General features: G+C 38.2%; 24 protein-coding genes. 8 read left to right on the top strand and 16 right to left on the bottom strand.

The window, feature by feature from the left end; all coding sequences use genetic code 11:
- Window positions 1-7: 7 nt before the first annotated feature.
- From Q0E03_RS01315 to Q0E03_RS01285, 7 genes are all read left to right on the top strand, one after another.
- A complete protein-coding gene (locus Q0E03_RS01315; protein WP_297128490.1) occupies window positions 8-523 on the top strand; it encodes a hypothetical protein in 516 nt (171 codons plus the stop codon).
- A gap of 33 nt (window positions 524-556) precedes the next feature.
- Window positions 557-2584: a penicillin-binding transpeptidase domain-containing protein gene (locus Q0E03_RS01310; protein ID WP_297128487.1), complete on the top strand. Its 2028-nt coding sequence runs from the start codon at window positions 557-559 to the stop codon at window positions 2582-2584.
- A 103-nt stretch (window positions 2585-2687) separates the two neighbouring features.
- Window positions 2688-3104 carry a methylglyoxal synthase gene (locus tag Q0E03_RS01305; protein WP_177665652.1) on the top strand — a complete coding sequence of 139 codons (417 nt, stop codon included), beginning with the start codon at window positions 2688-2690 and terminating at the stop codon, window positions 3102-3104.
- A 69-nt stretch (window positions 3105-3173) separates the two neighbouring features.
- Window positions 3174-4523, top strand: coding sequence for a histidine--tRNA ligase (hisS, locus tag Q0E03_RS01300; RefSeq protein WP_297128483.1), 1350 nt, complete (start codon window positions 3174-3176; stop codon window positions 4521-4523).
- On the top strand, window positions 4516-6306 hold the full coding sequence (gene aspS / locus Q0E03_RS01295; RefSeq protein WP_297128480.1) for an aspartate--tRNA ligase: 1791 nt from the start codon (window positions 4516-4518) through the stop codon (window positions 6304-6306). The genes hisS and aspS overlap by 8 nt, the downstream gene beginning before the upstream one ends.
- Complete coding sequence (yfbR, locus tag Q0E03_RS01290; protein ID WP_297128477.1) at window positions 6299-6889, top strand: 5'-deoxynucleotidase; 591 nt, start codon at window positions 6299-6301, stop codon at window positions 6887-6889. Before aspS ends, yfbR begins: the two co-directional genes overlap by 8 nt.
- A gap of 298 nt (window positions 6890-7187) precedes the next feature.
- Entirely contained in the window at window positions 7188-7958 is a 771-nt protein-coding gene (locus Q0E03_RS01285) for a DUF2089 family protein (protein ID WP_297128474.1), read from the top strand.
- 94 nt (window positions 7959-8052) lie between these two features.
- Here Q0E03_RS01285 and Q0E03_RS09075 read toward each other — a convergent pair whose 3' ends face one another.
- From Q0E03_RS09075 to Q0E03_RS01260, 4 genes are read right to left on the bottom strand one after another with little or no spacing between them, the layout of a single operon-like run.
- Window positions 8053-8448 (bottom strand): FeoB-associated Cys-rich membrane protein, encoded by a 396-nt coding sequence (locus Q0E03_RS09075; protein WP_367270208.1) that lies wholly within the window; start codon window positions 8446-8448, stop codon window positions 8053-8055.
- A gap of 30 nt (window positions 8449-8478) precedes the next feature.
- A complete protein-coding gene (gene feoB / locus Q0E03_RS01270) occupies window positions 8479-10638 on the bottom strand; it encodes a ferrous iron transport protein B (protein WP_297128471.1) in 2160 nt (719 codons plus the stop codon).
- A 49-nt stretch (window positions 10639-10687) separates the two neighbouring features.
- Window positions 10688-10909: a ferrous iron transport protein A gene (locus tag Q0E03_RS01265; RefSeq protein ID WP_273337975.1), complete on the bottom strand. Its 222-nt coding sequence runs from the start codon at window positions 10907-10909 to the stop codon at window positions 10688-10690.
- A gap of 20 nt (window positions 10910-10929) precedes the next feature.
- A complete protein-coding gene (locus Q0E03_RS01260; protein ID WP_276973428.1) occupies window positions 10930-11142 on the bottom strand; it encodes a FeoA family protein in 213 nt (70 codons plus the stop codon).
- Between the two features lie 226 nt (window positions 11143-11368).
- Between Q0E03_RS01260 and Q0E03_RS01255 the strand changes: the two genes are divergently transcribed.
- Window positions 11369-12409, top strand: a complete 1041-nt coding sequence (locus Q0E03_RS01255; RefSeq protein WP_297128464.1) for a zinc ribbon domain-containing protein — start codon at window positions 11369-11371, stop codon at window positions 12407-12409.
- A 96-nt stretch (window positions 12410-12505) separates the two neighbouring features.
- Here the strand turns inward: Q0E03_RS01255 and Q0E03_RS01250 are convergent, their stop codons facing one another.
- The 12 genes from Q0E03_RS01250 to Q0E03_RS01195 form a co-directional block, all read right to left on the bottom strand.
- Complete coding sequence (locus Q0E03_RS01250; RefSeq protein ID WP_297128461.1) at window positions 12506-13825, bottom strand: hypothetical protein; 1320 nt, start codon at window positions 13823-13825, stop codon at window positions 12506-12508.
- Between the two features lie 28 nt (window positions 13826-13853).
- Window positions 13854-14888, bottom strand: coding sequence for a glycosyltransferase family 2 protein (locus tag Q0E03_RS01245; protein ID WP_297128459.1), 1035 nt, complete (start codon window positions 14886-14888; stop codon window positions 13854-13856).
- A 45-nt stretch (window positions 14889-14933) separates the two neighbouring features.
- Window positions 14934-16094, bottom strand: coding sequence for a glycosyltransferase family 4 protein (locus Q0E03_RS01240; protein ID WP_297128456.1), 1161 nt, complete (start codon window positions 16092-16094; stop codon window positions 14934-14936).
- Between the two features lie 33 nt (window positions 16095-16127).
- The gene (locus Q0E03_RS01235; RefSeq protein ID WP_297128454.1) at window positions 16128-17234 is read right to left on the bottom strand and encodes a radical SAM protein; all 1107 of its coding nucleotides are present in this window, start codon (window positions 17232-17234) and stop codon (window positions 16128-16130) included.
- 5 nt (window positions 17235-17239) lie between these two features.
- Entirely contained in the window at window positions 17240-18448 is a 1209-nt protein-coding gene (locus tag Q0E03_RS01230; RefSeq protein WP_297128452.1) for a glycosyltransferase, read from the bottom strand.
- Window positions 18448-19575 (bottom strand): glycosyltransferase family 4 protein, encoded by a 1128-nt coding sequence (locus Q0E03_RS01225; protein ID WP_297128450.1) that lies wholly within the window; start codon window positions 19573-19575, stop codon window positions 18448-18450. The genes Q0E03_RS01230 and Q0E03_RS01225 overlap by 1 nt, the downstream gene beginning before the upstream one ends.
- Complete coding sequence (locus Q0E03_RS01220; protein WP_297128448.1) at window positions 19575-21098, bottom strand: sugar transferase; 1524 nt, start codon at window positions 21096-21098, stop codon at window positions 19575-19577. The genes Q0E03_RS01225 and Q0E03_RS01220 overlap by 1 nt, the downstream gene beginning before the upstream one ends.
- 27 nt (window positions 21099-21125) lie before the next feature.
- Window positions 21126-21884: a CpsD/CapB family tyrosine-protein kinase gene (locus Q0E03_RS01215; RefSeq protein WP_297128445.1), complete on the bottom strand. Its 759-nt coding sequence runs from the start codon at window positions 21882-21884 to the stop codon at window positions 21126-21128.
- A complete protein-coding gene (locus tag Q0E03_RS01210; protein ID WP_297128442.1) occupies window positions 21884-22732 on the bottom strand; it encodes a YveK family protein in 849 nt (282 codons plus the stop codon). The genes Q0E03_RS01215 and Q0E03_RS01210 overlap by 1 nt, the downstream gene beginning before the upstream one ends.
- Window positions 22733-22904: 172 nt before the next feature.
- Entirely contained in the window at window positions 22905-24005 is a 1101-nt protein-coding gene (locus Q0E03_RS01205) for a cell wall metabolism sensor histidine kinase WalK (RefSeq protein ID WP_297128439.1), read from the bottom strand.
- Window positions 23989-24672, bottom strand: coding sequence for a response regulator transcription factor (locus Q0E03_RS01200; protein WP_297128436.1), 684 nt, complete (start codon window positions 24670-24672; stop codon window positions 23989-23991). The genes Q0E03_RS01205 and Q0E03_RS01200 overlap by 17 nt, the downstream gene beginning before the upstream one ends.
- A 53-nt stretch (window positions 24673-24725) precedes the next feature.
- Window positions 24726-25016 carry a Dabb family protein gene (locus tag Q0E03_RS01195; RefSeq protein WP_297128433.1) on the bottom strand — a complete coding sequence of 97 codons (291 nt, stop codon included), beginning with the start codon at window positions 25014-25016 and terminating at the stop codon, window positions 24726-24728.
- Window positions 25017-25078: the final 62 nt, after the last annotated feature.

The raw sequence follows: 25078 nt of genomic DNA, 5'->3' as shown, positions 1-25078 counted from the left end.
TTGTTTAATGGAACTTACAAAAAAGGAACGCACAATTAAATATGTCGTTTATGCCGTGATTTTGTGCCTGCTGTCATTGCTCCAAAATGTAGGCGGACTGTGGTTTGAAATCGGCGGTGCAAGGTGCTTTTTCCTCATTCCTGCGGCTGTTTTGCTGTCGCTTGACGAGGATGAAAAAGCGTCGGCACTTATCGGCTTGTTTGCAGGTTTGTTGTGGGATATAACGGCGGCACACCATATGGTATTTAATTGCCTGTTCCTTATGGTTGCGTGCTATATTATGAGCGTTTTGCTCACGCATATTTTCCGTCCGACTTTCTGGGTCGGCACGGTCGGTGCGATTGTTTTCACTTTTTTGTATGTTTTGATTTATTGGCTTGTTTTCGTTGTCATCAAGGGTGGTGACGGCTCAACAGCAGCCTTTTTCACGTTTTATTTGCCGTCATTTTTCTACACGGCGGTTGTGACATTCTTTATGAACCTTGCTTTTGTGCCGCTTAAAAACAAACTCAATAAGGCTTAACTATTTTAGGATTTTAAGAAAGGAGAGTGCGTTGTGGGCAACAGATATAAAAGTTCAAGAACAGCTATTGTGATTATTTTAGTTATTGCAACATTGTTCGGCTTTGGCTATGACCTTTATGATATACAAATCAAAAATAACGAATACTATGTTGCTCAGAGCAGCGCTGTCCAAACCTATACCGTATCAATCGAGGCGGCAAGGGGAGAGATTGTTGACCGCAACGGCAATATCCTTGTTACAAACCGAAAGGGCAACAGCATTATTCTTGATGCGGCATATTTTCCGAGTGCAAAAAATAACGAAGCAAGAAATGCGATTGTTATCAATTTGATAAAGCTTTTCAACAAAAACAAGGAGGAGTATGTTCACAATCTTCCTCTGAAAGTTGGCAAAAACGGCAAGATAAAGTTTTTTACCGAAAAGGATGACGAGAACTTTGAGTCTGCCATCAAAACAATGAAAAGCAAGGATATGTTCAATCTTCAGTCCTATGCAACCGCTCAAAACTGTTTTGACGCAATGGTGGAAAAGTACGGGCTTGAAAGATACGACACAAAGACCGCACTTGAAATCGGCAATATCAGATACGAGCTTACAAGATGTCTGTTTTCTGTTTCAAATCCTGTTACAATCGCAGATGATGTCAGCGACAAAACCGTTGCTCAAATCAAGGAAAACAAAACGGGTTATCGTGGTGCTGATGTGCAGGTTGTGGCATATCGTTCATATACCGACCCGTCACTTGCCGCTCACATTATCGGCACTGTAAGAAAAATCAATGCCGAGGAATATGCCGAACTCAAAGACAGCGGCTACGGCATTAGCGATGAAATCGGTGAGTCGGGCATTGAAAAGGCTTGCGAGGCTGATTTGCGTGGCACTCCTGGTGAAAAAACCGTCACTATTGACGCAGAGGGCAATGTCACCGAAACTGTCACAAAAGAGCCTGTGCAGGGCGACACAATAGTTTTGACTATCGACAAGGATATGCAAAAAATCGCCGAGAAAAAGCTCCGCAAAATTTGTTTAAAGACTTCGGGAGTCGCAACAGGTGCGGTTGTTGTTGAGAATGTACACAGCGGTGAAATTCTTTCTGCCGCAAACTATCCTACTTTCAATTTGGATGAATATTACAGCGATTATCAAAAACTTGCTTCCAACAGCAAAAAGCCTTTGTTCAACCGCTTTGCGATGAGCGCCTTTGCTCCGGGTTCGACTTTCAAGCCGCTTATGGCTGTTGCAGGACTTGAGGAGGGCAAAATCACAAAAGACACCTATATTTACTGTAATCACACCTTTAAAATTTCGGATATGACCTTTAAGTGCACGGGCACTCACGGCGGACTTAATGTTGAGGGCGCACTTGAACATTCCTGCAATATTTTCTTCTATAACACTTCTCAACGACTCGGTATTGACCTTATGAACAAGTACGGCAAGATGTTTGGATTGGGTCAAAAAACAGGTGTTGAAATTCCTGAATCAAAGGGTATTATGGCAGGTCCCGAATATCGAAAGAAGTTTGATATGGTATGGCGACCGGGTGACACCGTTCAATGTGCCATCGGTCAGTCCGACAACCTTTTGACTCCGCTTCAGCTTGCCAATTATTGTGCAACTGTTGCAAACGGAGGCACAAGATATAAAACACATTTTGTCAAATCAAAGATTTCTTCGTCAACAGGCGTTGTCAACGAAACAGGCGTAACCGTTGAGGAGGAAACAGGAGTAAGCAAAAAGACCTTTGATATTGTAAAATCGGGTATGCGCAGAGTTTCACTTTACGGCGGACCGAACAGAGTGTTCAATAAATTAAAGGTTAAGACCGCTTGTAAAACGGGTACTTCACAGGTAGTTGTAAACGGCGTTAAGCACAACAACGGTTTCCTTATCACCTTTGCACCGTATGACAATCCTGAAATCAGCGTTGCTTCGGCTATCGAAACAGCAGGTTCGGGTTCATCAACTGCCGAGATAACCGCCGCAATTATCGATTATTATTACAGCAATAACGACAGCGAAGAAAAGGCTCAGACAGATTCTTCACTTTTACCGTAAAATTTTTAAAAAAATCTTGAAAATTCGCTGTAATATGGTATTATATATAATATAAAGAATTTAAAATGAGATATTATGATAAATTTTATTTAGGAGAGGTACTATGAACATCGCACTTATTGCACACGATGCTAAAAAAGAACTTTTGGTTCAGTTTTGTATTGCGTATTGCGGAATCATCAGCAGACATGATGTTTGCGCAACGGGTACAACAGGCAAGCTTGTAAAAGAAGCAACAGGCTTGGAAATTAATTGCTTTTTGAGTGGTGCGCAGGGAGGCGGACAGCAGATTGCAAGCCGTATTGCGTGCAATGAAATTGACCTCTTGATTTTCTTCAGAGATCCGCTTAATCCAAAACCGCACGAGCCAAACGACAATGATTTGCTCCGCTTGTGTGATGTGCACAACATTCCGTTTGCAACCAACATTGCAACTGCCGAGGCACTTATCAGAGGTGTTGAAAGAGGCGACTTTGAATGGAGAGAAATCGTTAACCCAAGATATAATCAAAAAAAGTAATTTCATAAATTATAATAACGAGGTGCAAGAAAAACTTGCACCTCAAATGTTGTATATAGGAGAACAGCTATGGCACTTATAACAAAAGCTATCAAGGGCACAAAGGATGTTTTGCCGTCCGAAGTGTACAAAAATCAATATATCGAGGCTACTTGCCTCACAGTTGCCGAAAATTTTGGCTACAAAGAAATGAGAACTCCTGTGTTTGAACACACCGAGCTTTTCCAAAGAGGTGTGGGCGATACAACGGATGTCGTACAAAAAGAGATGTACACATTTGACGACAAGGGCGGTCGTTCAATCACGCTTCGTCCGGAGGGCACAGCAGGTGCGGCAAGAGCATTTTTGGAAAACGGTCTTTCAAACGAGGCGCTTCCTCAAAAGATTTGTTATCTCACTTCTTGCTATCGCTACGAAAAACCACAGGCAGGCAGACTTCGTGAATTTCACCAATTCGGCATTGAGTGTTTCGGCGCAACTTCACCTCTTGCAGACGCAGAGATGATTGCACTTGCAAAGCAGATTTTTGATGAACTCGGCGTAAAGGATTTGCACCTTGAACTTAATTCAATCGGTTGTCCAACCTGCCGTGCGGAATATCACAAGGCACTCAAGGAATATTTTGCTTCAAGAGTTGACGAACTTTGCGACACTTGCCGTGACAGACTTGACCGCAACCCAATGCGTATTCTTGATTGCAAAAGCCCTGTCTGCAGCGAAATCGCAAAGGACGCTCCGGTTGTTCTTGATTATCTTTGCGATGAGTGCAAGGAGCATTTTGAAAAAACAAAGAGCTACCTTGACGCTATGAATATCGAATATATCGTAAATCCTCAAATTGTAAGAGGACTTGATTACTATACAAAAACCGTATTTGAATTTGTTGCCGATTCAATCGGTGCACAGGGCACTGTTTGCGGTGGCGGCAGATATGACGGACTTATCGAGGAACTCGGCGGTCAGCACACACCGTCACTCGGCTTCGCTATGGGACTTGAACGACTTCAGCTTGTTATGGAAGCACAGGGTTGCGAATTCCCTGAACCGTCCCGTCCTGATTTGTTCATTGTTGCTATGGGCGACAAGGCAACTCTCAAGGCAGTGGAAATTGCAAAAGATATGCGTGATGAGGGATACAGCGTTGTTTATGATTTGAACGGCAGATCACTTCGTGCGCAAATGAAATATGCCGACAAGATTAATGCAAAATACAATGTTGTTATCGGCGACAATGAAGTGGATACAAAATCGGCAGTCCTCAAGGATATGGCAACAGGCGAGCAAAGCGATATCAGCCTTGAAACCTTTGTTTCGGGATTTTACAGCATAACACTCGACAGCCAGCTCAAGGATTTGGAAATCAACGGCGAGGCATTCGATTTTAATTCACTATTTCTCGGAGGACAAAATAATGACTAATTCAATTAAGGGTATGAAGCGCACAGATTATTGTGCAAAGTTTGACATCTCGAATGTCGGTCAAACAATCACTGTTTTCGGCTGGGTACAGCGTCAAAGAGATTTGGGCAACCTCATCTTTATTGACTTGCGTGACAGAACAGGTATCATTCAGCTTTCGTTCAACGACCAAACAGACAGGGCAATTTTTGCCGATGCACAGTCGGTAAGAAGTGAATATGTTGTTGCCGCAACAGGTGTTGTTGCAGAGAGAGAAAGCAAAAACAAGGACATTCCGACAGGCGAAATCGAAGTTATCGTAAACGATTTTCGTATTGTTTCAAAGGCAAAAACTCCTCCTTTCGAGATTGAAAAGAGCGAAAAAGTCGGTGACGAAACCACTCTTAAATACAGATACCTCAATCTTCGCAACGAAAAGCTTACAAAGAACATTCTTATGCGTCACGAAATCGCAAAGATTGCAAGAGAGTATTTCTATGCAAACGACTTTATCGAGATTGAAACTCCTATGATGATTAAGTCAACTCCGGAGGGTGCTCGTGACTATGTTGTTCCGTCAAGAATTCACAATGGCAAGTTCTACGCTTTGCCTCAGTCTCCGCAGATTTATAAGCAACTTACAATGATTGCAGGCTTTGACAGATACATTCAGCTTGCTCGTTGCTTCCGTGATGAGGACTTGCGTGCAGACCGTCAGCCTGAATTTACTCAAATCGACCTTGAAATGAGTTTCGTTGATTGTGACGATATTATGGATATGGCAGAGGGCTTTATTTCAAAACTTATGAAGCAGACTATTGATGTAAACATTGACGCCCCGCTTCCTCGTATGACTTTTGCCGACGCTATGAACAAATACGGCTCGGACAAGCCTGACACCCGTTTTGATATGCTTATTGAGGATATTTCCGATTGGGCAGACAAAACCGATTTTGTTGTGTTCAAGAGTGCAATTGCAGACGGCGGTGCTGTTAAGGCTATCGTTGCAAAGAACGCCGCTTCAACATACACAAGAAAGAAGATTGACAAACTCACAGAGTTTGCAAAGGGTATCGGTGCAAAGGGTCTTGCATATGTTCGTTGGGCAGATGAAGCGCCAAATTGCTCATTTGCAAAATTCCTCAAGGACGGCGAACTTGAAGAACTCCTTTCAACTCTCGGTGCAGAGCAGGGCGATGTTGTTCTTATCGTAAGCGACAAAACTCGCAAGGCTCTCACAATTATGGGCGCACTTCGTCTTGCAGTTGCCAAAGAACTTGACCTTATTCCGCAAGGTAAGTGGAATTTCCTTTGGATTACAGAAATGCCGTTCTTTGAGATGGATGAAGAAACAGGCGAGTGGGTTGCTGCTCACCATCCGTTCACAATGCCTATGGAGGAGAGTATTCAGTATCTTGATACCGACAAGTCAAAGGTTAAGGCTCAGGCATTCGACCTTGTACTCAACGGCACAGAACTTTCTTCGGGCTCAATGAGAATTACCGATTGCGAACTTCAAACCAAGATGTTTGAACTCCTCGGAATGGAACAGGAAGAAATCGATGCAAAGTTCGGCTTCCTTGTTGATGCTTATCACTATGCCGCTCCGCCTCACGGTGGTATGGGTATCGGTCTTGACCGTCTTGCAATGCTTATCTGCGGTGCTGATTCGCTCCGTGATGTCATCGCATTCCCTAAGGTACAAAATGCAAGTGAACTTATGAGCGGTGCTCCGTCATATATTGATGATGTTCAACTCGGCGAGCTTGGAATTGATATTAAGGCGAGTGAAGACGATGAGTGATAATTACAGCTTTTTCGCAATGGTCAACAGAATGAAGTATATTGACCGTTGGGCACTTATGCCGAACACTCAAAAGGAAAATATTGCCGAGCACAGCCACAGCGTTGCTGTTATTGCGCATGCGCTTGCACTTATCGGCAAAAAGGAATTTGGCAAGGATTATGACGAAAACCGAGTTGCCGTGCTTGCGTTGTATCACGACACAACCGAGGTTATCACAGGTGATATGCCAACTCCCGTTAAGTATTATAATGATGATATAAAAAGTGTTTATAAGGAAATAGAGGCTGTTGCCGGTCAACGACTTCTTGCAATGCTTCCTGATGATTACAGGGCAGAATATAACTCTTTGTTCGAGCCGAACGAGGACGAAAAAGAGTTGTGGAAACTTGTTAAGGCCGCCGACAAAATCTCGGCTCTCATCAAGTGCATTGAGGAAAACAGAATGGGCAATAGGGAATTTGACATTGCCCTCAAGGCGCAGGAACAAAAAATCGCCGATATCGATATGCCGGAGGTAAAATACTTCTCCGACCACTTCCTCAAAGCCTACTACCTCACCCTTGATGAACACACAAAATGATATGAAATGATATATCGTAGGGGCGACCTTTGGTCGCCTCTTTTGTTTTTTTGATTTGTTTGGAATATACTATCTTCCCGTAGGCGAACACAGTTCGCCCCTACGGTATAAAAAAGAAGTCAGACAAATCCTGACTTCTTTTCTTTTGCGCCTACTTGCAATTAATGCAAAATAAAAATTAAAACCTTTCTTTATAAAAAAATTAATATATAATCAATACTCGATATTAACTTTTTTAATATCGAGTATTGACATTCTGTAAATAATATGCTATATTGTAGACAAAGGAGATGATTTTATGAAGGAATTTAATTTTAAAAAGTGTCCGGTTTGCAATGGCGAACTTTCTGCTATTAGGTTAATATGTAATGATTGCAAGTCTGAGTATTCGGTAAGTAAGCCTTTCTCAAAATATGATTTTTTATCAGATGAACAAAAAGAGTTCTTGGAATGCTTTTTGAAGAATAAGGGAAACATTAAAACTGTTGGTGAAGAACTAAATATTTCATATCCAACAGTAAAAAGAAGGCTTAATAATCTGCTTGATGCGTTAGATTTAAATACTTCTAAGGAGGATGAACCAATGAAGTTTGATAAAAATAAATTTGGTAATATAAATTATAAAAGCAATGTACCGTCAGAAATCATCAGAAGAAAGCTATATGAGAACAATGGTGTAGTTACTATCAGTTTGCTTGACGGAAAGCCGTGTACAATTTTCGCATCATCTGACGGCAAAACATTTGTTAGTGATAAACTTACTCAAAAAACGTTCCCGTTCAGTTATTCTGTTTTTGATGTTATTGTTGATTTGCTTTTGAAGTCTAATAATTATTCAGCACCAAAGGGAAACGGTCACGGTAAAGAGGACAAGGTTGGTTATGGTAAGTGTACCGATGATACTGTTATGGGTGCTATTGCTATTAATTATTTTAAAAAATCTTATGGCGAGTCAACTTACGATCCTGTTTTTGTGTTAGCTGCAATGCTCGATTGGGCAGGCATAGCAAGCAATAATCGTGGCTACATCTCGTTAACAGCCGATTACTTGTCAAAGTGTTACTTATAAATTCTTATATAAATTTAGCCCGTGCAGGTGGGATATCTGCACGGGCTTTGGTATTGTAAAAGAGAAATAGACTCGGAGTATTTGGAAGGGATTACTACATTGCTAATTCGAATTGTATATTTTGTAATGTATAGCCTGTCTCTCTAATTACATTCTTCAGTTTTTCTTCATCGAGGCGGTGTTTGCTTATGATTATTATTGTGCCTTTTTGGTGGCTTGCTTTCACTTTTTTCACATCAAAGTTCGCCCTGATTGTGTCTTGCAAATGGCTTTCGCACATCGAGCACATCATTCCGTCAACCGCAAGTGTTGTTTTCACCATATATTTTGAACCGCCTGCCGATGAACAGCTTCCGCCGCAGGAGGAACAATCTCCCGTACAGCCTCCGCCTTTTTTATTTACAAGACTTCTTATGATGAGAGCAACTATAACTATAAGTACGGCAAGCACAATGATTGTGTACATATTTTGTTTTAGAAATTCAATCACAAGAATCACCTCGTTTTGTTATGTAATAAATTACTTTGCTTTAACTGTCAATCTGTTGTCGTCATACTTATTCTTTCTGAAGAGTAAGTAGAGGATACCTACGGTAAGAACAATAGCGGCAATCAAACCGATAACATTCGGTGCACCTGCAAATGCGATGCCGAACTGATATACGATAAGTGCGATGACATAAGCAAATCCGCATTGGTAGCCAATAGCAAACCAAGTCCACTTTGCGTTGTTCATTTCTCTCTTGATAGCGCCTATTGCTGCGAAGCAAGGAGCACACAAAAGGTTGAAGATGAGGAAGCTGTAAGCTGCGAGGCTTGCATGATTTCCGCTGAGTTCGTTGAGGTTCTTTGCAAAGTTGCTCCAAATCTCGTCACCGTTTTCTGCAAGTTCGCCTGCAAAGTGATAGAGAATACCGAATGTGCCGACAACATTTTCTTTTGCGATAAGACCTGTAACGCTTGCAACGGCAGGTTTCCAACCGCCCCAACCGAGTGGAACGAACAACCAGCAGAATGCTTTGCCGATGTATGCAAGAATTGAAATGTCCATATCGTCTGTCATTTGGAATCCGCCCTTAAAGGTGAATGCCTGCAAGAACCAAATGAGGATTGTTGCAAGTGTGATTACAGTACCTGCTTTTTTGATGAATGACCAAGCACGCTCCCAAGTTGAACGGAGCACGCTGCCGACTGTCGGCAGGTGGTATGCCGGAAGTTCCATAACAAACGGTGCAGGGTCGCCCGAAAACGCTTTTGTCTTTTTGAGCATAATGCCCGAAACAATGATTGACGCAACGCCGATGAAGTAAGCCGAAGTTGCAACCCAACCGCTTCCGCCGAAGCACGCACCTGCGATAAGTCCGATAATAGGGAGTTTTGCGGAGCAAGGAATAAATGTTGTTGTCATAATTGTCATACGGCGGTCACGCTCGTTTTCGATTGTACGAGAAGCCATAACGGCAGGAACGCCGCAGCCTGTGCCGATAAGCATAGGGATGAACGATTTACCGGAAAGACCGAAGTTGCGGAAAATTCTGTCCATAACAAATGCAACACGGCTCATATATCCGCATCCCTCAAGGAATGCAAGGCAGAGGAACAATACAATCATCTGCGGAACGAATCCAAGAACCGCACCTACACCGGCAACGATACCATCTTGAATAAGACCGTAGAGCCAATCTGCAATTCTGCCCTCAAGTGCTTTTTGAATGAGATTTGGCACCCATTCGGCAAAGAGAACTTCGTTTACCCAATCAGTACCGATTGCACCGATCCATTTCATAGAGATGAAGTAAACAAGTGCCATAACACCGGCAAAAATCGGCAAACCTAAAATTCTGTTTGTAACGATTTTATCAATCTTGTCAGAGGCAGAAAGTTTGCCTTTGCTCTTTTTAGTATAAACGCTTTTGATGATTGATGCAATATAAATGTATCTTTCGTTGGTGATGATTGATTCCGCATCGTCATCAAGTTCTTTTTCAGCGTCTGCAATGTCATTTTTGATGTGCTCCAAGGTTGCAGGGTCAATTTTGATTTGTTCAAGCACCTTGTCGTCGCCCTCAAAAATCTTGATTGCGTACCAACGCTGTTGATTTTTTGGCATTGTATGTAGGGTTGCTTCTTCAATGTGCGCCAATGCGTGCTCAACAACTCCGCTGAACTTGTGTTGTGGCTCGCTTGGTTCTCTGCTTGCTGCTTCAACAGCAGCGTTTGCAACTTCTTTTATGCCTGTGCCCTTTAAAGCGGAAATCTCAAAAACAGGGCAGGCGAGCTGTCGTGAAAGCTCCTGAATGTTGATTTTGTCGCCGTTCTTTTTTACGACATCCATCATATTTACGGCAACTACAACAGGAATACCGAGTTCAAGAACCTGCGTTGTGAGATAAAGGTTTCTCTCAAGGTTTGTGCCGTCAATGATGTTGAGAACGGCATCAGGCTTTTCGTTGATGAGGTAATCTCTCGCAACGATTTCTTCAATTGTGTAAGGGGAGAGGGAATAGATACCCGGAAGGTCGGTGATTGTTACATCACTGTGCTTTTTGAGCTTGCCCTCCTTTTTTTCTACTGTTACGCCCGGCCAGTTACCAACATATTGGTTTGAACCTGTAAGTGCGTTGAACAGTGTTGTTTTACCGCAGTTTGGGTTGCCTGCAAGGGCAATCTTAATACTCATTTGTGTTCATCCTTTCATAGTTAGTCATAGCTAACTTTAGTGTAAAAATTTATTCAACTTCGATTAGTTTTGCGTCTGCTTTTCTTAATGAAAGCTCGTAATCTCTGACGGTTATCTCAATCGGGTCACCGAGAGGAGCAACCTTTCTCACATAGATTTCAACGCCTCTTGTGATGCCCATATCCATAATTCTGCGCTTCAAAGCACCTTCACCGTGAATACGAACAACTCGAGTTGTTTCACCGATTTTTACATCTTTAAGTGTTTTCATATTATCCTCCTAAAACTTTGTTATACAAATATTTTCATTGCCATATCTTCGCCGAGCGCAATTCTGCTTCCTTTGACATTGACAATTATATTTCCGTCAATGCCTGAAACAATTGTTACATTTGCACCCACAACAAAACCGAGGTCGGCAAGGTGAGCCTTGACAGCAGGCAATCCCGCAATTCTTTGTATTGTCAATTCCTCACCGACATTTGCAAGCTTTAACGGCATCATATATACATCTCCTTCGGTTAGTTTGTGCTAACCTATATAGCTAAATTATAGTTAGTCAGGACTAACTATAAAGGCTAAAGTAAAGGTTAGTCCTCGCTAACCGTGTATATAATACATCAACCATCTGTGTTTGTCAACATTTTTTTGATAATTTTTCAAGATTTGTTGACAATTTGGGTTAAAACCGATATAGTTAATCTATACTAATTAATAGTAGGTGAAAAATATGAAGTGTAAAAATTGCGGAGCAAGGGTAGAAAAAGAATCAAGCATTTGCCCAAATTGCGGTGCAACAGTCAATAAGAATTCGGATTATGTTCTGCTCTCAAATCAGGATATGGTATATGAGGATGTTTATTCCTCAAAGAAAAAGAATAAACAACCGATTACAAGAGCGGTATTTATTATACTTTCTGCTGTAATTATTGTTGCAGCGGGGGTTATATCTTACTTTTATTTTTATGGCGTTAACAGTGGCAAGGATCAGCCAAAGCTGTCATTTACAAGCGGCTACGGTGTTATAAACGATGATGAAAAGGTTGTTTATGTAAGAATAAATGATTCTTCGTCAATTCAGTATATTCACGGAGTTAATGTGTATGACGGTACTGTTGATGAAAAAACACCTAAGAAACCGGAGGTTGTATCGTCGGAATATAATTATACGGAAAATTTGGACAAGTCGTTTAGATGTATTTTCTTTGATATGGATGATATGAAATTGACCGGAAGCGGAAATCAAACATACACTTTTGAAATGACTTTTTCAAATTATAATGATGACAACAGATATACATATTATAAGACTGTAAATTTCACATCCGACACAAAAGCAGATGTAAGCGACACGGTATTTGACCATTCTCTCAGCGAAACAGTCACAGAGGAGTCAACTGTAGCCGAGCAGGGAACAACAAGCACAACTGTCAAAAAGGACGAGCCTGTTGATTATATCTACAACGGCTATTGGTACACAACACCGTACAATGAGTCTGACAGCTACAGCATTTCGGCATTTAAGTTCAACAGCGACGGAACATTTGTTTCGACAGATTATTCAAAAACAGGCAACGAAAATTGGGTTGTGTCAACTAATAAGGGCAAATATGTTATAAAGGGAAGTACCCTTACAATCAGCACCGCCGATGGCGAATCAGACGAACTCACGCTCGATAAAAAGAAGAAAACAATCACTCAAGGCAACAAATCATTGACCGCCCGCAAATACAACAGCATCAAAAACGCCGAAGATTTCTTCGGACTGTAAAATGTTAAAATAATAAATACCTATTGTATTGAAATTTGCAATAGGTCGACTGTAGAAAAAACCCTGCTTCGGCTTTCGCTGAAACAGGGTTTTAGTTTATTGAACTTTGACTTTGCTATTAGTAACATTATTTTGAATGTTTGTTGTTTTATTATCTGTAGTGTTAAAAACCAAGAAAATAAATATTGCCCAAACAATTCCGTGTGTTGCAGTAAAGAACATTGTATAGCATGATAAAAAGATAACCATTCCAAAGGTAATAAAGAAAGAAAGTTTAGTTTTGTTTGATGATAATCGTGACAAGAAGAATGAATAAAACAAAACCATTAACGAATAACCCCAGATGCCTGTTAAATAAACAAATGAACCTACAGAACTTAAACCAAAATGTCTGAAGCCTGCATATCGGGATCTTGTAAGAGGCCATGCACTTAATCCTTTTCCTAATTTCCATCCGAATCCTAAGTCTAAAGCTTCTTGTGCAATAGCTAAACGTTCAACACTTCCCTTTCCATTTGTTTCTTCAAAGTGAATAACACCATCAAATCTTTCGGTTACTGTTTCAGAAATGAATTGAGAAACACCGGGAATAAATTGTATTGCAATAAGAATAACAATCGCTAATAGTATATAATTTAGAACTGATGAAACTTTTTTATATATAGTTGTATTTGAATTTTTTACTGTGTGAAAATAATACCAAACAAGAAACAATGGAGTAAAAATGAAAATTGCAATATTGTCATTGAGCGTTGAATAGAAAAGCATTATTAACAATGTCAAATAAGTGTAGATTAAAACAGCTCTTTTTTTCCATTTCTCATTGAATTTATTAGTTCCGATTTTGAGATTGTAAATGGTTATAAAAATTGTAAATAACATTACAACGTGTGTTGAACTGAAACCAAAAAGACCGGTACAATTATCTTGGTAGTAACTGTTTTGTTCCATCCAGCTGTCTTTAATCATAAAACCTGTACCTGCAACTTGAAAGCCTATGATTATTAGGTTAACAATCCACATAAGATTAAGTAATATAAAATTATCATTTAAAAAATCATTTATTATATTGTTGTTTTCCAAACTAATATAATAAAAGCCTAAAAGTATAATAATCGGACGAATTATTTGAATTATATTATACGAAAGGTGTTCACCTGTTCCCATACAAAAAACGTTTAATGCAAAAAATCCAATTAATATAAACAGTAGAATTATGGGAGTAGCTTTGCTGAATAATTTATTTTGTATTCTTTTAGAGGCAAAAATCAACCAAGCTGTCAGTAAAATAATTCCTGCATTCCAAAAGGTTGTGACTTCAAAATAGCCAAAAAACAGTCCTAGCAAAAGCATAAATTCAAGAAATATTTGTTCAGGCAAAGGATTTTTCTTTATTTTAATGTGTAAAACAGCCAAAATATCTCCTCCTTATGAAAACAATGTTTTATTTGCTTCTGTAGGTTTGTATATAAATAAAAATCCAAGCAAGCAAATAATTCTTTGTCAATATAGTTAAATACAGAATTCGTCTAAAGAAAGTTTCGTTGCTTAAATTACGTTCTTTTATCAGTTTGTGTAACAATTCATCTTTAAGTATCGCATTTATTTGTTTGCGTTTTTCGCAAAAAGTTATTTGTTCACGAATTTTAGCCTTTAAGCAGCAAATTGTAAATGATAGGTATGGTTCGCTGATATTCTTTAGCACCTTGTTGTTATAATTGAATTTTTTACAAAGGTCAACACACTGTTCATAATATTTACGTATCATAGTATAATCTGTTAATCTTGATGAAGCTGAAAGTGATTCGTGACCGTGTCTGTAATAATAAAACGATTCGCTTATTATTGCGAATTTAGTTATATATGGAATTAGATTTAAATATGAATACAAATCTTCTGACAAATATTCTTTTTCAGATTTAAATTTCCAATTTGTTTTTTTTATGATGCTGAGAGAATAAAAATGTGCCATACAAACAATAAGCTGTACATTTCTAACTTTTTTATTTTCAGAAAAAAGTAATTCAGGTAGTAATTCTTCCTGAACTTCAGCGTTTTCAAAAACATTCTTATCAGAATGGGGTATTATATTGTTGATTGTTTCTCCCGTTTCAGTTACATTTGTTGTACCGAACATTACAATAGCAGAATCACTGTCAGATATGGCATTTAAGCATTTTTCCACAAGTGTCGGAGCAATATAATCATCACTATCAACAAAAAATATATAATCTCCTGTTGCGGCGTTAATTCCTCGATTTCTACTTGCGCCTGCACCTTCGTTGGATTTGTGAATAACTGTTATTCTGTTGTCTTTTCTTGCCCATTTATCACATATTTGAGGACTTTTATCCTTTGAACCGTCATTAACAAGAATGATTTCAAGATTTTTATATGTTTGATTGACAATGCTTTCAATGCATTCGTCAAGATATTTCTCTGCATTGTATATAGGCACAACAGCCGTTACTTTTTTCATATTTGTGCTCCGATTACGTTATGTAGGTTATAATGAAAGTTTATTTTATGAATGATTTTTTGATAATTTATCATTATAGGCTTTGATAAATTTATCACAGAGGGTATCCCAAGTAAAATAATCAATAATTTTTTTATGAGAATTCTCGGATATAAATTTATAATTGCTTTTTAATTTGACAATACCATCACACCATTTTGAAGCATCGAAATCATCAATTATTTGCCCATCAATACCATCTTCAATAAGCATTTGACTTCCACCGTTTGTTGTAGTTATTGTTGGTGTGCCAAAATACATTGCCTCTAATAAAACCATACCGAATATTTCATACTTTGTTGGTAGTAAAAAAATGTCTGTGTGTTTGTATATATATTGTAAATAGCGTTGCTGTGCTTTTTTTATATAGACAACGTTGTTTTCAACTTCAATATTTTTGGCATATTCAAAACACTGTGAACAGTAGTCTTTTTTGCCGTCTCCAATAATAACAAGTTTAGTAGATATACCTCGATTGTTCATTTCTTTGAGTATGTCAAATAGAAAAGGAATGTTCCGCCTTGGCTCAATTCTGCCTATATACAAAAGTTTAATTTCTGCATTAATATGTGAAATATCCTTTATTTCTTCGGGAATTAAATTTTCGTTTAAAGCAGGAAAAGCATCAAGATCAACTCCGACTCCTACGGTTGTAATGTTTTGAGGACTTATACCTTTTGAGGTTAAAAAATCGTTGGCCAAATCACTTTTAGTCAGGAAGGTTGTATTGTTTTTTTTATACGCAGGAAGAACAACCTTGTCAAAAATCTTGCACATTGTATTGTATCGTGTGTTGAAGTCACAGTAATAAGGTCCGTGATATATAACAGTTTTATCAGGATATTTTTTGGATAACGACCATGTTGCAATTTGATTGTACTCGGATGGTTGTATTATATCGTATTGCTGAATTAAATCGTCAATGTGAAAAAAAGCGTTTTTTAAAAATACTTTTGCATTTCTGTAGAATATGGTTATTTGATTTTGATTTCCTACATCAATGTTAACTTGTTTTTCTTCTTTGTCTGTCCAAAAAACAATGTCGCATTGATGACCTTTTTTTGTAAGTGCTCTTGCAAGTCCGATTTCCTGAATGTTATATGTTGCATTTTTGACTTCCATGTAGTTTGGAAAACAACGGATTATAAGTATTTTAATACTATTCACCTGATTTCTTCATTAAACAGAATTTTGAAATGTTTATTTATGCGGTTTGTTATTAATCCCGTCTTTTATTTCTGCATTCATATCGCAGGTTGAGAGTTTGTCAAGGTCTTCTTTTGTAACTTTGCCGTCACGGTAGTCACAAACAACCTGATTTTCATACATTGAATATTTTTCTTTTGTCCAAAATTTGAGCTTGTGTTTTACAACCCACAACGCAGGTACCAAAATATATTTGTGCATAGCAGGGGACACAGAGCCAATCATCCAACAGTTTCTGTCGCAATGTCTTACGATATTTCTTACACGCTCTGCCTGTTCGCTGTTCCACAGTTCATCCCAGCTTTGTTCGTTCAGGTTACCCATAACTTCTTTGTCTTTTGTGCCGTTGCAAGGCATAACATCACCGTACGGGTCAATAAAGAATGTGTCAAAGCTCATATCACAAGGCAAAAGTCTTTTTTGACCGTAAATATAATTAATTAAACCGTGATTGAAATAGGCTCTGAACCACTTTTTAGGGCTGTTTGAAGCCAATAATTCGTTGATAAGCTTTTCAAAATTCTCGGCAACCATCGGACGGTCGTTGATTTTGTTTTTTGCTTCAACAAAGTAAAAGCTGTTGTGAAGTGAAGCTGTGGCAAATTCCATTCCCATTTTGTTGGAAAGTTCATAAAGCGGAACGAGGTCGGGAGCGTTTTTGTCCTGTACAGTCATACCAAAGCCGACATCTTTCATTCCCATATCAACAAGTTTTTTTAGGGTGCTGTAACCTTTATTAAATCCGTCGTCAAGTCCACGAATTTCGTTGTTTGTTTGTTCAAGACCTTCGATAGAAATTCTAATGCCGATTTGAGGGAATTCTTTGCATAAATCAACAATTCTGTCTGTGAAAAAGCCGTTTGTTGATATAACGATTCTGTCGCTTTTTTTGTAAAGTTCTCTGACAATATCCTTTAAATCTTCTCTGATAAAAGGTTCGCCACCCGTAATGTTAGTAAAATACATAGGCGGAAGTTTTTTTATTGTTTCGATCGAAATTTCTTCTTCTTTTTTTGATGGAGCTTTGTATCTGTTGCACATTGTACATCTTGCGTTGCAACGATATGTAACGATTACTGTTCCATTAAGTTTCTTTGCCATTTTAATCACTCGTGTTGTAAGTATTTGTTATATATTTTCATCAGTTCTTTATAGTAAATTTCCGGTGAATATTTTTGTTTGTAAAGAACTTTTGATTTTGCAGAAAATTTGTCAACTGTTTCGTCTTGTGAGAACAGAATTTCAAGTTTTTTCTTTAGTTCGTTGACATTATCGAATTTATAAAGAAAACCGTTTTCGCCGTCAACAATAAGTTCAGGAATACCGCCGAGTCGGCTTCCGATAATAGGCTTTCCTATTTCTAAAGTTTCAAGCACAGAGTATGGACAATTCTCATAACATACTGATGGTACTACAACAAATCTTGAATTTCGGATATATTCTCTGATGTTGTCTTGATTTTGATAGCCCAAAAACGTGATTCTGTCGCCCAAATTATGCTTTTCAATATAGGCTTCGATATTCTCTTTTTCGGGTCCGTCACCGGCAATCAAAAGTTTTGAATTGGGAATGTCCTTTATAGCTTCAATTAAATTTAAAATTCCTTTTTCTTTTGAAAGTCTGCCGAAGTAAAAGGCATAATCACCAAGCACATAGTCCTTGTGCTCACTCTTGTTTACAAAATTGTGAAGAACTTTAATATCGTTGCAATTTAGTTTGCCCTTGACGAGCTGATTTTTGTTGAATTCACTTGGAGAAATAATGCAGTCAACTTTTTTGAAAACTTTGTGACAGTCGTAATACTTCTTTTCTGCGTATCCAATGATACTTTTGAGAGCTGAACCCTTGTTGCATTTTTTTTTGATGCACTGCGTGTAGCCTTTAGTCAGGCAATCCTCACACGGTTTGCCGTCATAAAGCATAATACTTGCAGGGCAGATAGGATTCAAATCGTGAGCCGTCATGACAATGGGAATATTTTTTTCTTTGATTGCGTCTATAATAGATGCAGAAAGTTGACGCTGAAAATTATTGATGTGAACTATATCGGGCTTGAAGTCTTCCAAAGCCTTTGTCATAAGTTCTTTGTTTGTTTTGGAATAGATAACATCAAAGGCTTTAAATTTTGAACCTGTATTCAAATCAATTTCGTCAACAAAATATTCTTTGTCGCCGGTGGTGATGTTTTCTTTGTGCTTCATTGAAAAAAAGGCAACAGTATGGCCTTTACTTTTCAACAAATTTGCAAGCTCAAAATAGTATTTTTCACTTCCGCCACGCAGATAGTGAAATTTGTTTACCAATAAAATTTTCATTAAATCTCACTTTTAGAATATAAATCCAGAGTTTGTTTTGTGACTTTGTCCCAGTTATATTTGTTCAAAATATAGTCGGCGGCTTTGCTTTTGTAGTTTTCAACAATATTATTATTGTCTAAAAGATACTGCAATTTGCTTTTGAGACTTTCTATATTGTTTTTTTCAAAATATTCGGCATTGTTTTCACAAACTTCCGTACATTCGCTTATATTCGATGTAAGACAACAGTTGCCGTAGCTCATAGCCTCAAGTAAGCTTATAGGCATACCCTCCAAATCACTCGGCAAGCAGTAGATATATGCGTTTGAATATAACTCTGCCAATTCCTTGCCTTCAACAAAGCCTGTGAAAATTATCTTAGGATTTGATTTTGCCATTTCTTTCAGTTGAGCTTCATAGTCGCTTGTGTGACTTGAACCGCCTGCAATGACAAGGAATTTGTCCGTGATGATTTTACTGTATGCCTCTATCAAATAATGTACACCCTTTTCAGGAACGAGTCGTCCTAAAAAGAGTATATATTCATTTTTATTTAAATTGTATTTTTCGTTTATTATCTCAGCAGGTATAATTTCAGAAGGGGATATACCGTTTGGTATAAAAACGGTTTCTCTATCGTATGTTGTCAAAAAATAATCTTTTACATTTTGAGACAGCACGATTATTTCGTCTGCGTGTTTTGCGGCGGTCTTTTCGCCGAATTTGAGAAACTTTGTTGCAAAACCGCCCCACTTACTTCTTTGCCAATCTAACCCGTGTATGGTTACTATGCTTCGCTTTTTAAAAAGCTTTGCAAGCAATACCATCGAAGCAGGTCCTTCGGCGTGAAAATGTATCACATCAAATTTATGAAATACTGCATTTAATGTTGAAAGAAAGCTATATACAATAGCATTTAGTTTTGATGAATTCGGCGTAGGAACCCATTTTAAACTAACACCCTCCCAGGTATTAAGTCCTATGGCTGTTTCGTGTTCCTTGCCGGCTATGTGCTCACTTTTTCTGTTATAAGCTACAACATCGTTGCCAAGGTTGACCATACGTTTTGATAGCTCAGACACAACTATTTCTATTCCGCCTTCTCTTGAGGGAATACGTTTATGTCCTATCATTGCAATTTTCATTATTCTGCTCCTTCGTGAGTAAGCACAACCTTAACGGTTTTAAATAATATTTTTAAATCAAGAAGCAGACACCAATTATCAATATATTCACAGTCGAGTTTGACTACATCTTCAAAATCGTTGATGTTTGATCTGCCGCTGACTTGCCACATTCCTGTTATGCCCGGACGCATAGAAAGACGTCGCTTGTGGCGATTTTCGTACTGTTCAAATTCTCTGACTGTCGGCGGACGTGTGCCAACAAGGCTCATATCGCCTTTGAGAACATTAAAGAACTGCGGAAGCTCGTCAATGCTGAGTTTTCTTATAACTCTGCCGACTTTTGTAATTCTCGGGTCGTTGTCCATCTTGAACATAAGACCGTCCATCTTGTTTTGAGCCATAAGTTCTTTTTTACGTTCCTCTGCATCTTTGTACATTGAACGCAGCTTGTAAATGTTGAATAATCTGCCGTTTTGTCCCACACGTTCTTGTTTGAAAAATAGAGGGCCCGGAGATTCAATTAACAACGGAATTGCTGTAATGGCAATTATAGGTGCGGAAATAATCAATCCGACTATCGCGCCTATCACGTCAACAAATCTTTTTACAGCAAGTTTTGCGCTGTTGTGAACTGTTGGTGCAAATGTTGCCAATGGATAACCTGAATAGATTTTGCAGTTGATGTTGTCAAATTTGCTTTCATCAAGCAAGTTGTCAAGGGTAGGAACATTAAGGTGCACCGTAACGCCCATATCTTCAAGCTCCTCAACAATCTCAAATACATCACTGCTTGTGTAGTACGGCAAATTGATGAAAACCTCATCGAGAGGCGTTTTTCTAATCCAATCGATAAATCTGATGTCTGTTGCAATGACAGGAATATCATCTGCAACTATATGCGGAAATCTGATTTTCTTTTTTGTTCGTATTTTTTCGCTTGTATATTCCGAACCGAATTCAAAATCTTTATCATATGTAAATCTGCCGTTATCAACAAAATTGTCAAGCAGGGCAACACCTGTAATTTTAATTGACCAGTCCTCTTTGAGTCCCGATATAAATTCTTCTGCTCTGTCTGTGGTTGTTAAAACGCCTACATATGATGTGATTCTTGCTTTTGCGGGGGTGTACCCGCCTGTGAGCCATCTCTTAAGATAGTATCTGCTGATTGTCGTTAAAATCAAATATATGACAACTGCCGTGCCAATAAAAAATCTACGGTTGATTACCGGATTCTTGGTTAATGTAAGCAGTGCAATGAACATAAAAAACACAAGCATATCGTTTTTGATAGTATTAACCAGTTCGTATATTTTGCTTCTGCGTTTTATATCCACACCTTTGTGGAATAAAAAATAACTGATAAAAAATGCAACAAGCAGACACAGAACGCAAACTGCCCATTGAAGCGTGGTTTCCGTATCATCTAATTTATGCAGTGCAAATTTTGTAAATAAAAATGAAACAACAAATGATATTAAAAGAGAAGTAATATCTGTTGCGAATTCAAGCCAAAATTGCGTTTTTGCCTTCTTGTCCATTTTTTGTAACACCTTGATTGCCTTTGATTATTTTTTATCGCTGCCGTAAGAATACTTGTAATTGTATGAGTAATTTCGGCTGTACTTTCTGTAATAAGAATAGTATTTTTTCTTTTCGCTGTTTACATCGTTCAAAATAAAGCCGAGAATGTTGGCATCAATGCTTTGAAGGATAGAAACGGTGGTTTTAAGTTCAGGAACATTTGTAGTGTCTGTTTTTACGATTAGAATATATCCTGTTGCTTTTTGTGAAAAAACAGTTGCGTCTGTTACGATGTTTACAGGAGGTGTATCAATAAATACACAATCGTAATGTTCTTTAACGAAGTCGAGCAATTTGTCCATTCTCGGTGAAGAAAGAAGTTCTGCAGGGTTTGGAGGAATTTTGCCCGATGTTAAAACCGAAAGATTTTCGATATCTGTTTTAGTAACAGTGATGTTGTCCGTAAGACCTGCAAGAATTTCAGACAAACCGTTTCTTGAACTCAATGAGAAAAGCTTGTGAAGTGAAGGGTTTCTCATATCGGCGTCAATAACGAGTGTCCTTTTGCCCATTTGAGCAAAGTTGATTGCAAGGTTTGCCGAGTTGATTGTTTTACCATTATTAGCGGTAGGGCTGGTTACGACAAATATTGGACACTTTTCACCTTGCTGAGTGAAAAGAAGATTAGTTCTGATTGAGTTGTATGCTTCCTTGACTGCAAATGTTGAGGAAGCGTCAAGAAGCTTTTTGCTGTTTGTGGAAGTGATTGAACCGGTGCCACTTTTTTTATTGAATTTAAGCATTATTTGTCATCTCCCTTCGCATTTTGAATGTTTTCAAGTATTTCGTTGCTTGGCTTTAAAACAAAATCGCTTTCGGTTTTTTTATTAACTGTTTTTGTTCCGGCGATTTTAGGGTCTTTTGTAGGATAGTTTGAAGGTCGTTCGTCAGCCTCTTCAAGACTCGGAACAGTTCCGAGAATAGGAATGTCAAATTCGCCGAGAATATCTCTTTCGCTTGTGATTGTTGTGTCAAAGAACTCATAAAGGAAGATTGCAATAAACGAGCAGAAGAAGCCTATAAATGCTGCAATAAAAACATTTTTTACAAGGTTAGGCGATGACGGAGCAGTCGGTACTTTTGCATAGTCAATAATTTCAACGCCGCCTGCCTTAACTACTCTTACAATTTCTTTAGGAGCAATCTTTGCAATGGAATTTGCAATTTGTGCCGCTAATTTTGGCGAAGCTGCGGTAACGGTTACTTCAAACGCTACTGTCTTTTCTGCTTGTTGGGCGGTTATCATTCTTCGCAGTGCGGTAGGGGAAAAATTAAGATCCAAATCTTTAATAACAGCTTCAAGTACGGTATCACTGGTCAAAATGTAAATATATGTATTTACCAAATCCTGTGATGCGGTAAGTTCGCTTGATGTGATTGTAGAATCGGTTGAAATTCTGTCTGTGTTTGAGTAAACGTACATTTTTGTTGTTGTGGAATATTTCGGCGTGATTGCAAAATGTGTAAACAATCCCGATACAATAGCTACTGCAATCGTAACGATGAAAATATATATGAATTTGTCACGCATTTTGTAAAAAATTTTGCCAAGATCCACTTCAATATCTTTGTTTTCTGTTGTTTGATCCATTAAGAGTAACCTCCAAAATTTTTGTTAAAGTGTCAGTATTTATAATATCACTATTCACATATATTGTCAATTAGTTATTATATATAAATATTTATATATAATATATATAGAACATACAAATGCCAAACGGCAGACTGACTTTTTTCGTCAATCTGCCGTTGTTTTGGGTTGTTTAGTTGTATAGCGTTATTGTAAAGGTTGTTCCCTTGCCAAGCTCACTTTCGACACTGATTTCGCTTCCTGTTAAATCAATAATTCGTTTGACTAAAGAAAGTCCCAAACCGTTGCCTTTTTCAGAATGGGATGTATCTCCCTGATAGAATTTTTCAAAAATATGCGATATGGTTTCTTCACTCATACCACATCCGGTATCGTTGATAGAAATCATAATTCTGTCTGTGTGTTTTTGGAGTTTTACACCAATATTTCCGCCTTTAGGAGTGAATTTTATTGCGTTGGAAAAAAGATTCGTCCACACGATTTGCAATAACTCTTTGTCAGAATCAATATAAACATCATCCTCAACGTCAAAATCAATGTTGATGCCCTTTTCTTCCCAAAGACTTTCCATATCAAGCAGACTTTGGGAAAGTTGACAAGAAAGATTGTAGCGCTCTTTTTTCGTGCATAATTCGTTGTTTTCAACTTTGTTTAGCTTTAAGATATTGGAAACAAGTACCGATAATTGTTGAGTCGAAATAAGAATTTTATCTGTATATTCCTTTCTCTCGTCTTCGCTTAAATCGGGATTTTGCAAAATTGTGGCATATGATTGAATTACCGCAAGCGGCGTTTTCAGCTCGTGCGACACATTAGAAATAAAGTCGTTGCTTAGGCTGTCAACCCTTCCGAGTTGTTCAACCATAATGTTAAAATTTTGTGCGATATTGATGAATTCAAGACTTCCCAAACGGAGGTTTTCCGTGTCTATTCTTACCGAATAATCGCCTTGTACAACTTTTTCGCTTGCTTTTGCAAATTCTTTGGTCGGTCTTTCGATAATAAGTCGTGTAAATACAAGTTGCCAAACCGTATAAAAAATCACAAGAATAATCGAAAAATATAAGAGTTCGCTAAAACTTTCGGATGAACTGAAATATGGGATTTTTTCGTTTGTTGCCTTTAAAAGACTGACTGTTCCGAGTGTTGAAAAACAAACAAGAAGTGCCATAAACAAAAAGGAGTTTATGACATTTCTTACATGATATTTGTAATTTAATCTTCCACGCTTTAAGTCGTGTGTGGTGTGATGCGAATTACTCGAATTCTTCATTGATAATCACCTTGTATCCCAAGCCGTGGACGGTAACGATTTCAAATTCTTTGCATTTTGAAAACTTGTCACGAAGCTTTGTCATATAAACGTCAACTGTTCTTGTGCCTGAGGTGGTGTCTGCACCCCAGAATTCATCCATAAGCTGTGTGCGAGAAAATGTTTTTTTAGGGAAGGAGAGCATTTTGTATATAATATTAAATTCTCTTGACGTGAGATTGATTTCTTCTCCGTCATAGGTTGCGGTTCTTTCATCTGCATTGATACTTAATTTGCCGATATTGATTTTTTTGCTTTCGGCAATTTTTGCACGACGAAGAAGAGCATTGATTCTCATAACAAGCTCATCCAAATTAACGGGTTTAACCATATAATCATCAATTCCGAGACTGAAACCTAATTGCTTTGACGCAATGTCATCTCTTGCGGTCATAAATAGGATAGGAATATTTGTCGACAGCTTTCGTATGTTTTTTGCAAAGTCAAACCCATCTTCACCGGGCATCATAATGTCCGATATGATGATGTCGTGAACATTGTCATACATTGCACTGTATGCCTGCGTTGTGTTGTAGCAACCCTCTGCGTCAAATCCGTTTTTTCTCAAAAATGTGCAGACGGCATTGTTGAGGTCTACATCGTCTTCTACTACTAAAATTCTGAACATGGCATTATTCCTCTCCTTTTTTCATAATCGCTTGCCGGGATAAGTTCTTGAAATTAAATGCTGTAGTCTATTGCAACTGATGCTGCTCTGACTGTATGCATATGCTTTTTAACAACGTTGCAGTGGTATTCATCATTTTGATATTTTTCAAGAGCTTCCGCATCGTCCAAAACCACCTGAAGAATAATATCGTATGAGCGCTCCGAGTGTAAAAAGTCAACACCTACTTCAATATCTCTGATGAGGTCAACATTGCCCTCCATAGAACGCAAAATCTCCGCAGCCTTGTTACATTCTTCAGGGCTGTTATCTTTTAGCTTAAAGCATACAATGTGCTTAATCATAATATTTTCCTTTCAAATCAAAATACAAAATAGGGCTACCGCACGGCAACCCTATAATTGTA

It is taken from the genome of uncultured Eubacterium sp. (genome assembly GCF_934525195.1).
Lineage (GTDB): Bacteria > Bacillota > Clostridia > Oscillospirales > Acutalibacteraceae > Eubacterium_R.
The sequence above is the reverse complement of the archived record's forward strand: the minus strand, read 5'-3'. Positions and strand labels throughout refer to the sequence as shown.

Bases quoted from the DNA above. Each gene is read 5' to 3' on its own strand.
- Q0E03_RS01285 (WP_297128474.1), top strand. From the start codon at position 7,188: ATGAAGGAATTTAATTTTAAAAAGTGTCCGGTTTGCAATGGCGAACTT.
- Q0E03_RS01255 (WP_297128464.1), top strand. From the start codon at position 11,369: ATGAAGTGTAAAAATTGCGGAGCAAGGGTAGAAAAAGAATCAAGCATT.
- Q0E03_RS01200 (WP_297128436.1), bottom strand. From the start codon at position 24,672: ATGTTCAGAATTTTAGTAGTAGAAGACGATGTAGACCTCAACAATGCC.
- Q0E03_RS01225 (WP_297128450.1), bottom strand. From the start codon at position 19,575: ATGAAAATTGCAATGATAGGACATAAACGTATTCCCTCAAGAGAAGGC.
- Q0E03_RS01245 (WP_297128459.1), bottom strand. From the start codon at position 14,888: ATGAAAAAAGTAACGGCTGTTGTGCCTATATACAATGCAGAGAAATAT.
- Q0E03_RS01235 (WP_297128454.1), bottom strand. From the start codon at position 17,234: ATGGCAAAGAAACTTAATGGAACAGTAATCGTTACATATCGTTGCAAC.
- yfbR (WP_297128477.1), top strand. From the start codon at position 6,299: ATGAGTGATAATTACAGCTTTTTCGCAATGGTCAACAGAATGAAGTAT.
- Q0E03_RS01260 (WP_276973428.1), bottom strand. From the start codon at position 11,142: ATGATGCCGTTAAAGCTTGCAAATGTCGGTGAGGAATTGACAATACAA.
- Q0E03_RS01265 (WP_273337975.1), bottom strand. From the start codon at position 10,909: ATGAAAACACTTAAAGATGTAAAAATCGGTGAAACAACTCGAGTTGTT.
- Q0E03_RS01205 (WP_297128439.1), bottom strand. From the start codon at position 24,005: ATGAAGAATTCGAGTAATTCGCATCACACCACACACGACTTAAAGCGT.
- aspS (WP_297128480.1), top strand. From the start codon at position 4,516: ATGACTAATTCAATTAAGGGTATGAAGCGCACAGATTATTGTGCAAAG.
- Q0E03_RS01215 (WP_297128445.1), bottom strand. From the start codon at position 21,884: ATGCTTAAATTCAATAAAAAAAGTGGCACCGGTTCAATCACTTCCACA.
- Q0E03_RS01315 (WP_297128490.1), top strand. From the start codon at position 8: ATGGAACTTACAAAAAAGGAACGCACAATTAAATATGTCGTTTATGCC.
- Q0E03_RS01210 (WP_297128442.1), bottom strand. From the start codon at position 22,732: ATGGATCAAACAACAGAAAACAAAGATATTGAAGTGGATCTTGGCAAA.
- Q0E03_RS01220 (WP_297128448.1), bottom strand. From the start codon at position 21,098: ATGGACAAGAAGGCAAAAACGCAATTTTGGCTTGAATTCGCAACAGAT.
- Q0E03_RS01195 (WP_297128433.1), bottom strand. From the start codon at position 25,016: ATGATTAAGCACATTGTATGCTTTAAGCTAAAAGATAACAGCCCTGAA.
- Q0E03_RS01230 (WP_297128452.1), bottom strand. From the start codon at position 18,448: ATGAAAATTTTATTGGTAAACAAATTTCACTATCTGCGTGGCGGAAGT.
- hisS (WP_297128483.1), top strand. From the start codon at position 3,174: ATGGCACTTATAACAAAAGCTATCAAGGGCACAAAGGATGTTTTGCCG.
- feoB (WP_297128471.1), bottom strand. From the start codon at position 10,638: ATGAGTATTAAGATTGCCCTTGCAGGCAACCCAAACTGCGGTAAAACA.
- Q0E03_RS01305 (WP_177665652.1), top strand. From the start codon at position 2,688: ATGAACATCGCACTTATTGCACACGATGCTAAAAAAGAACTTTTGGTT.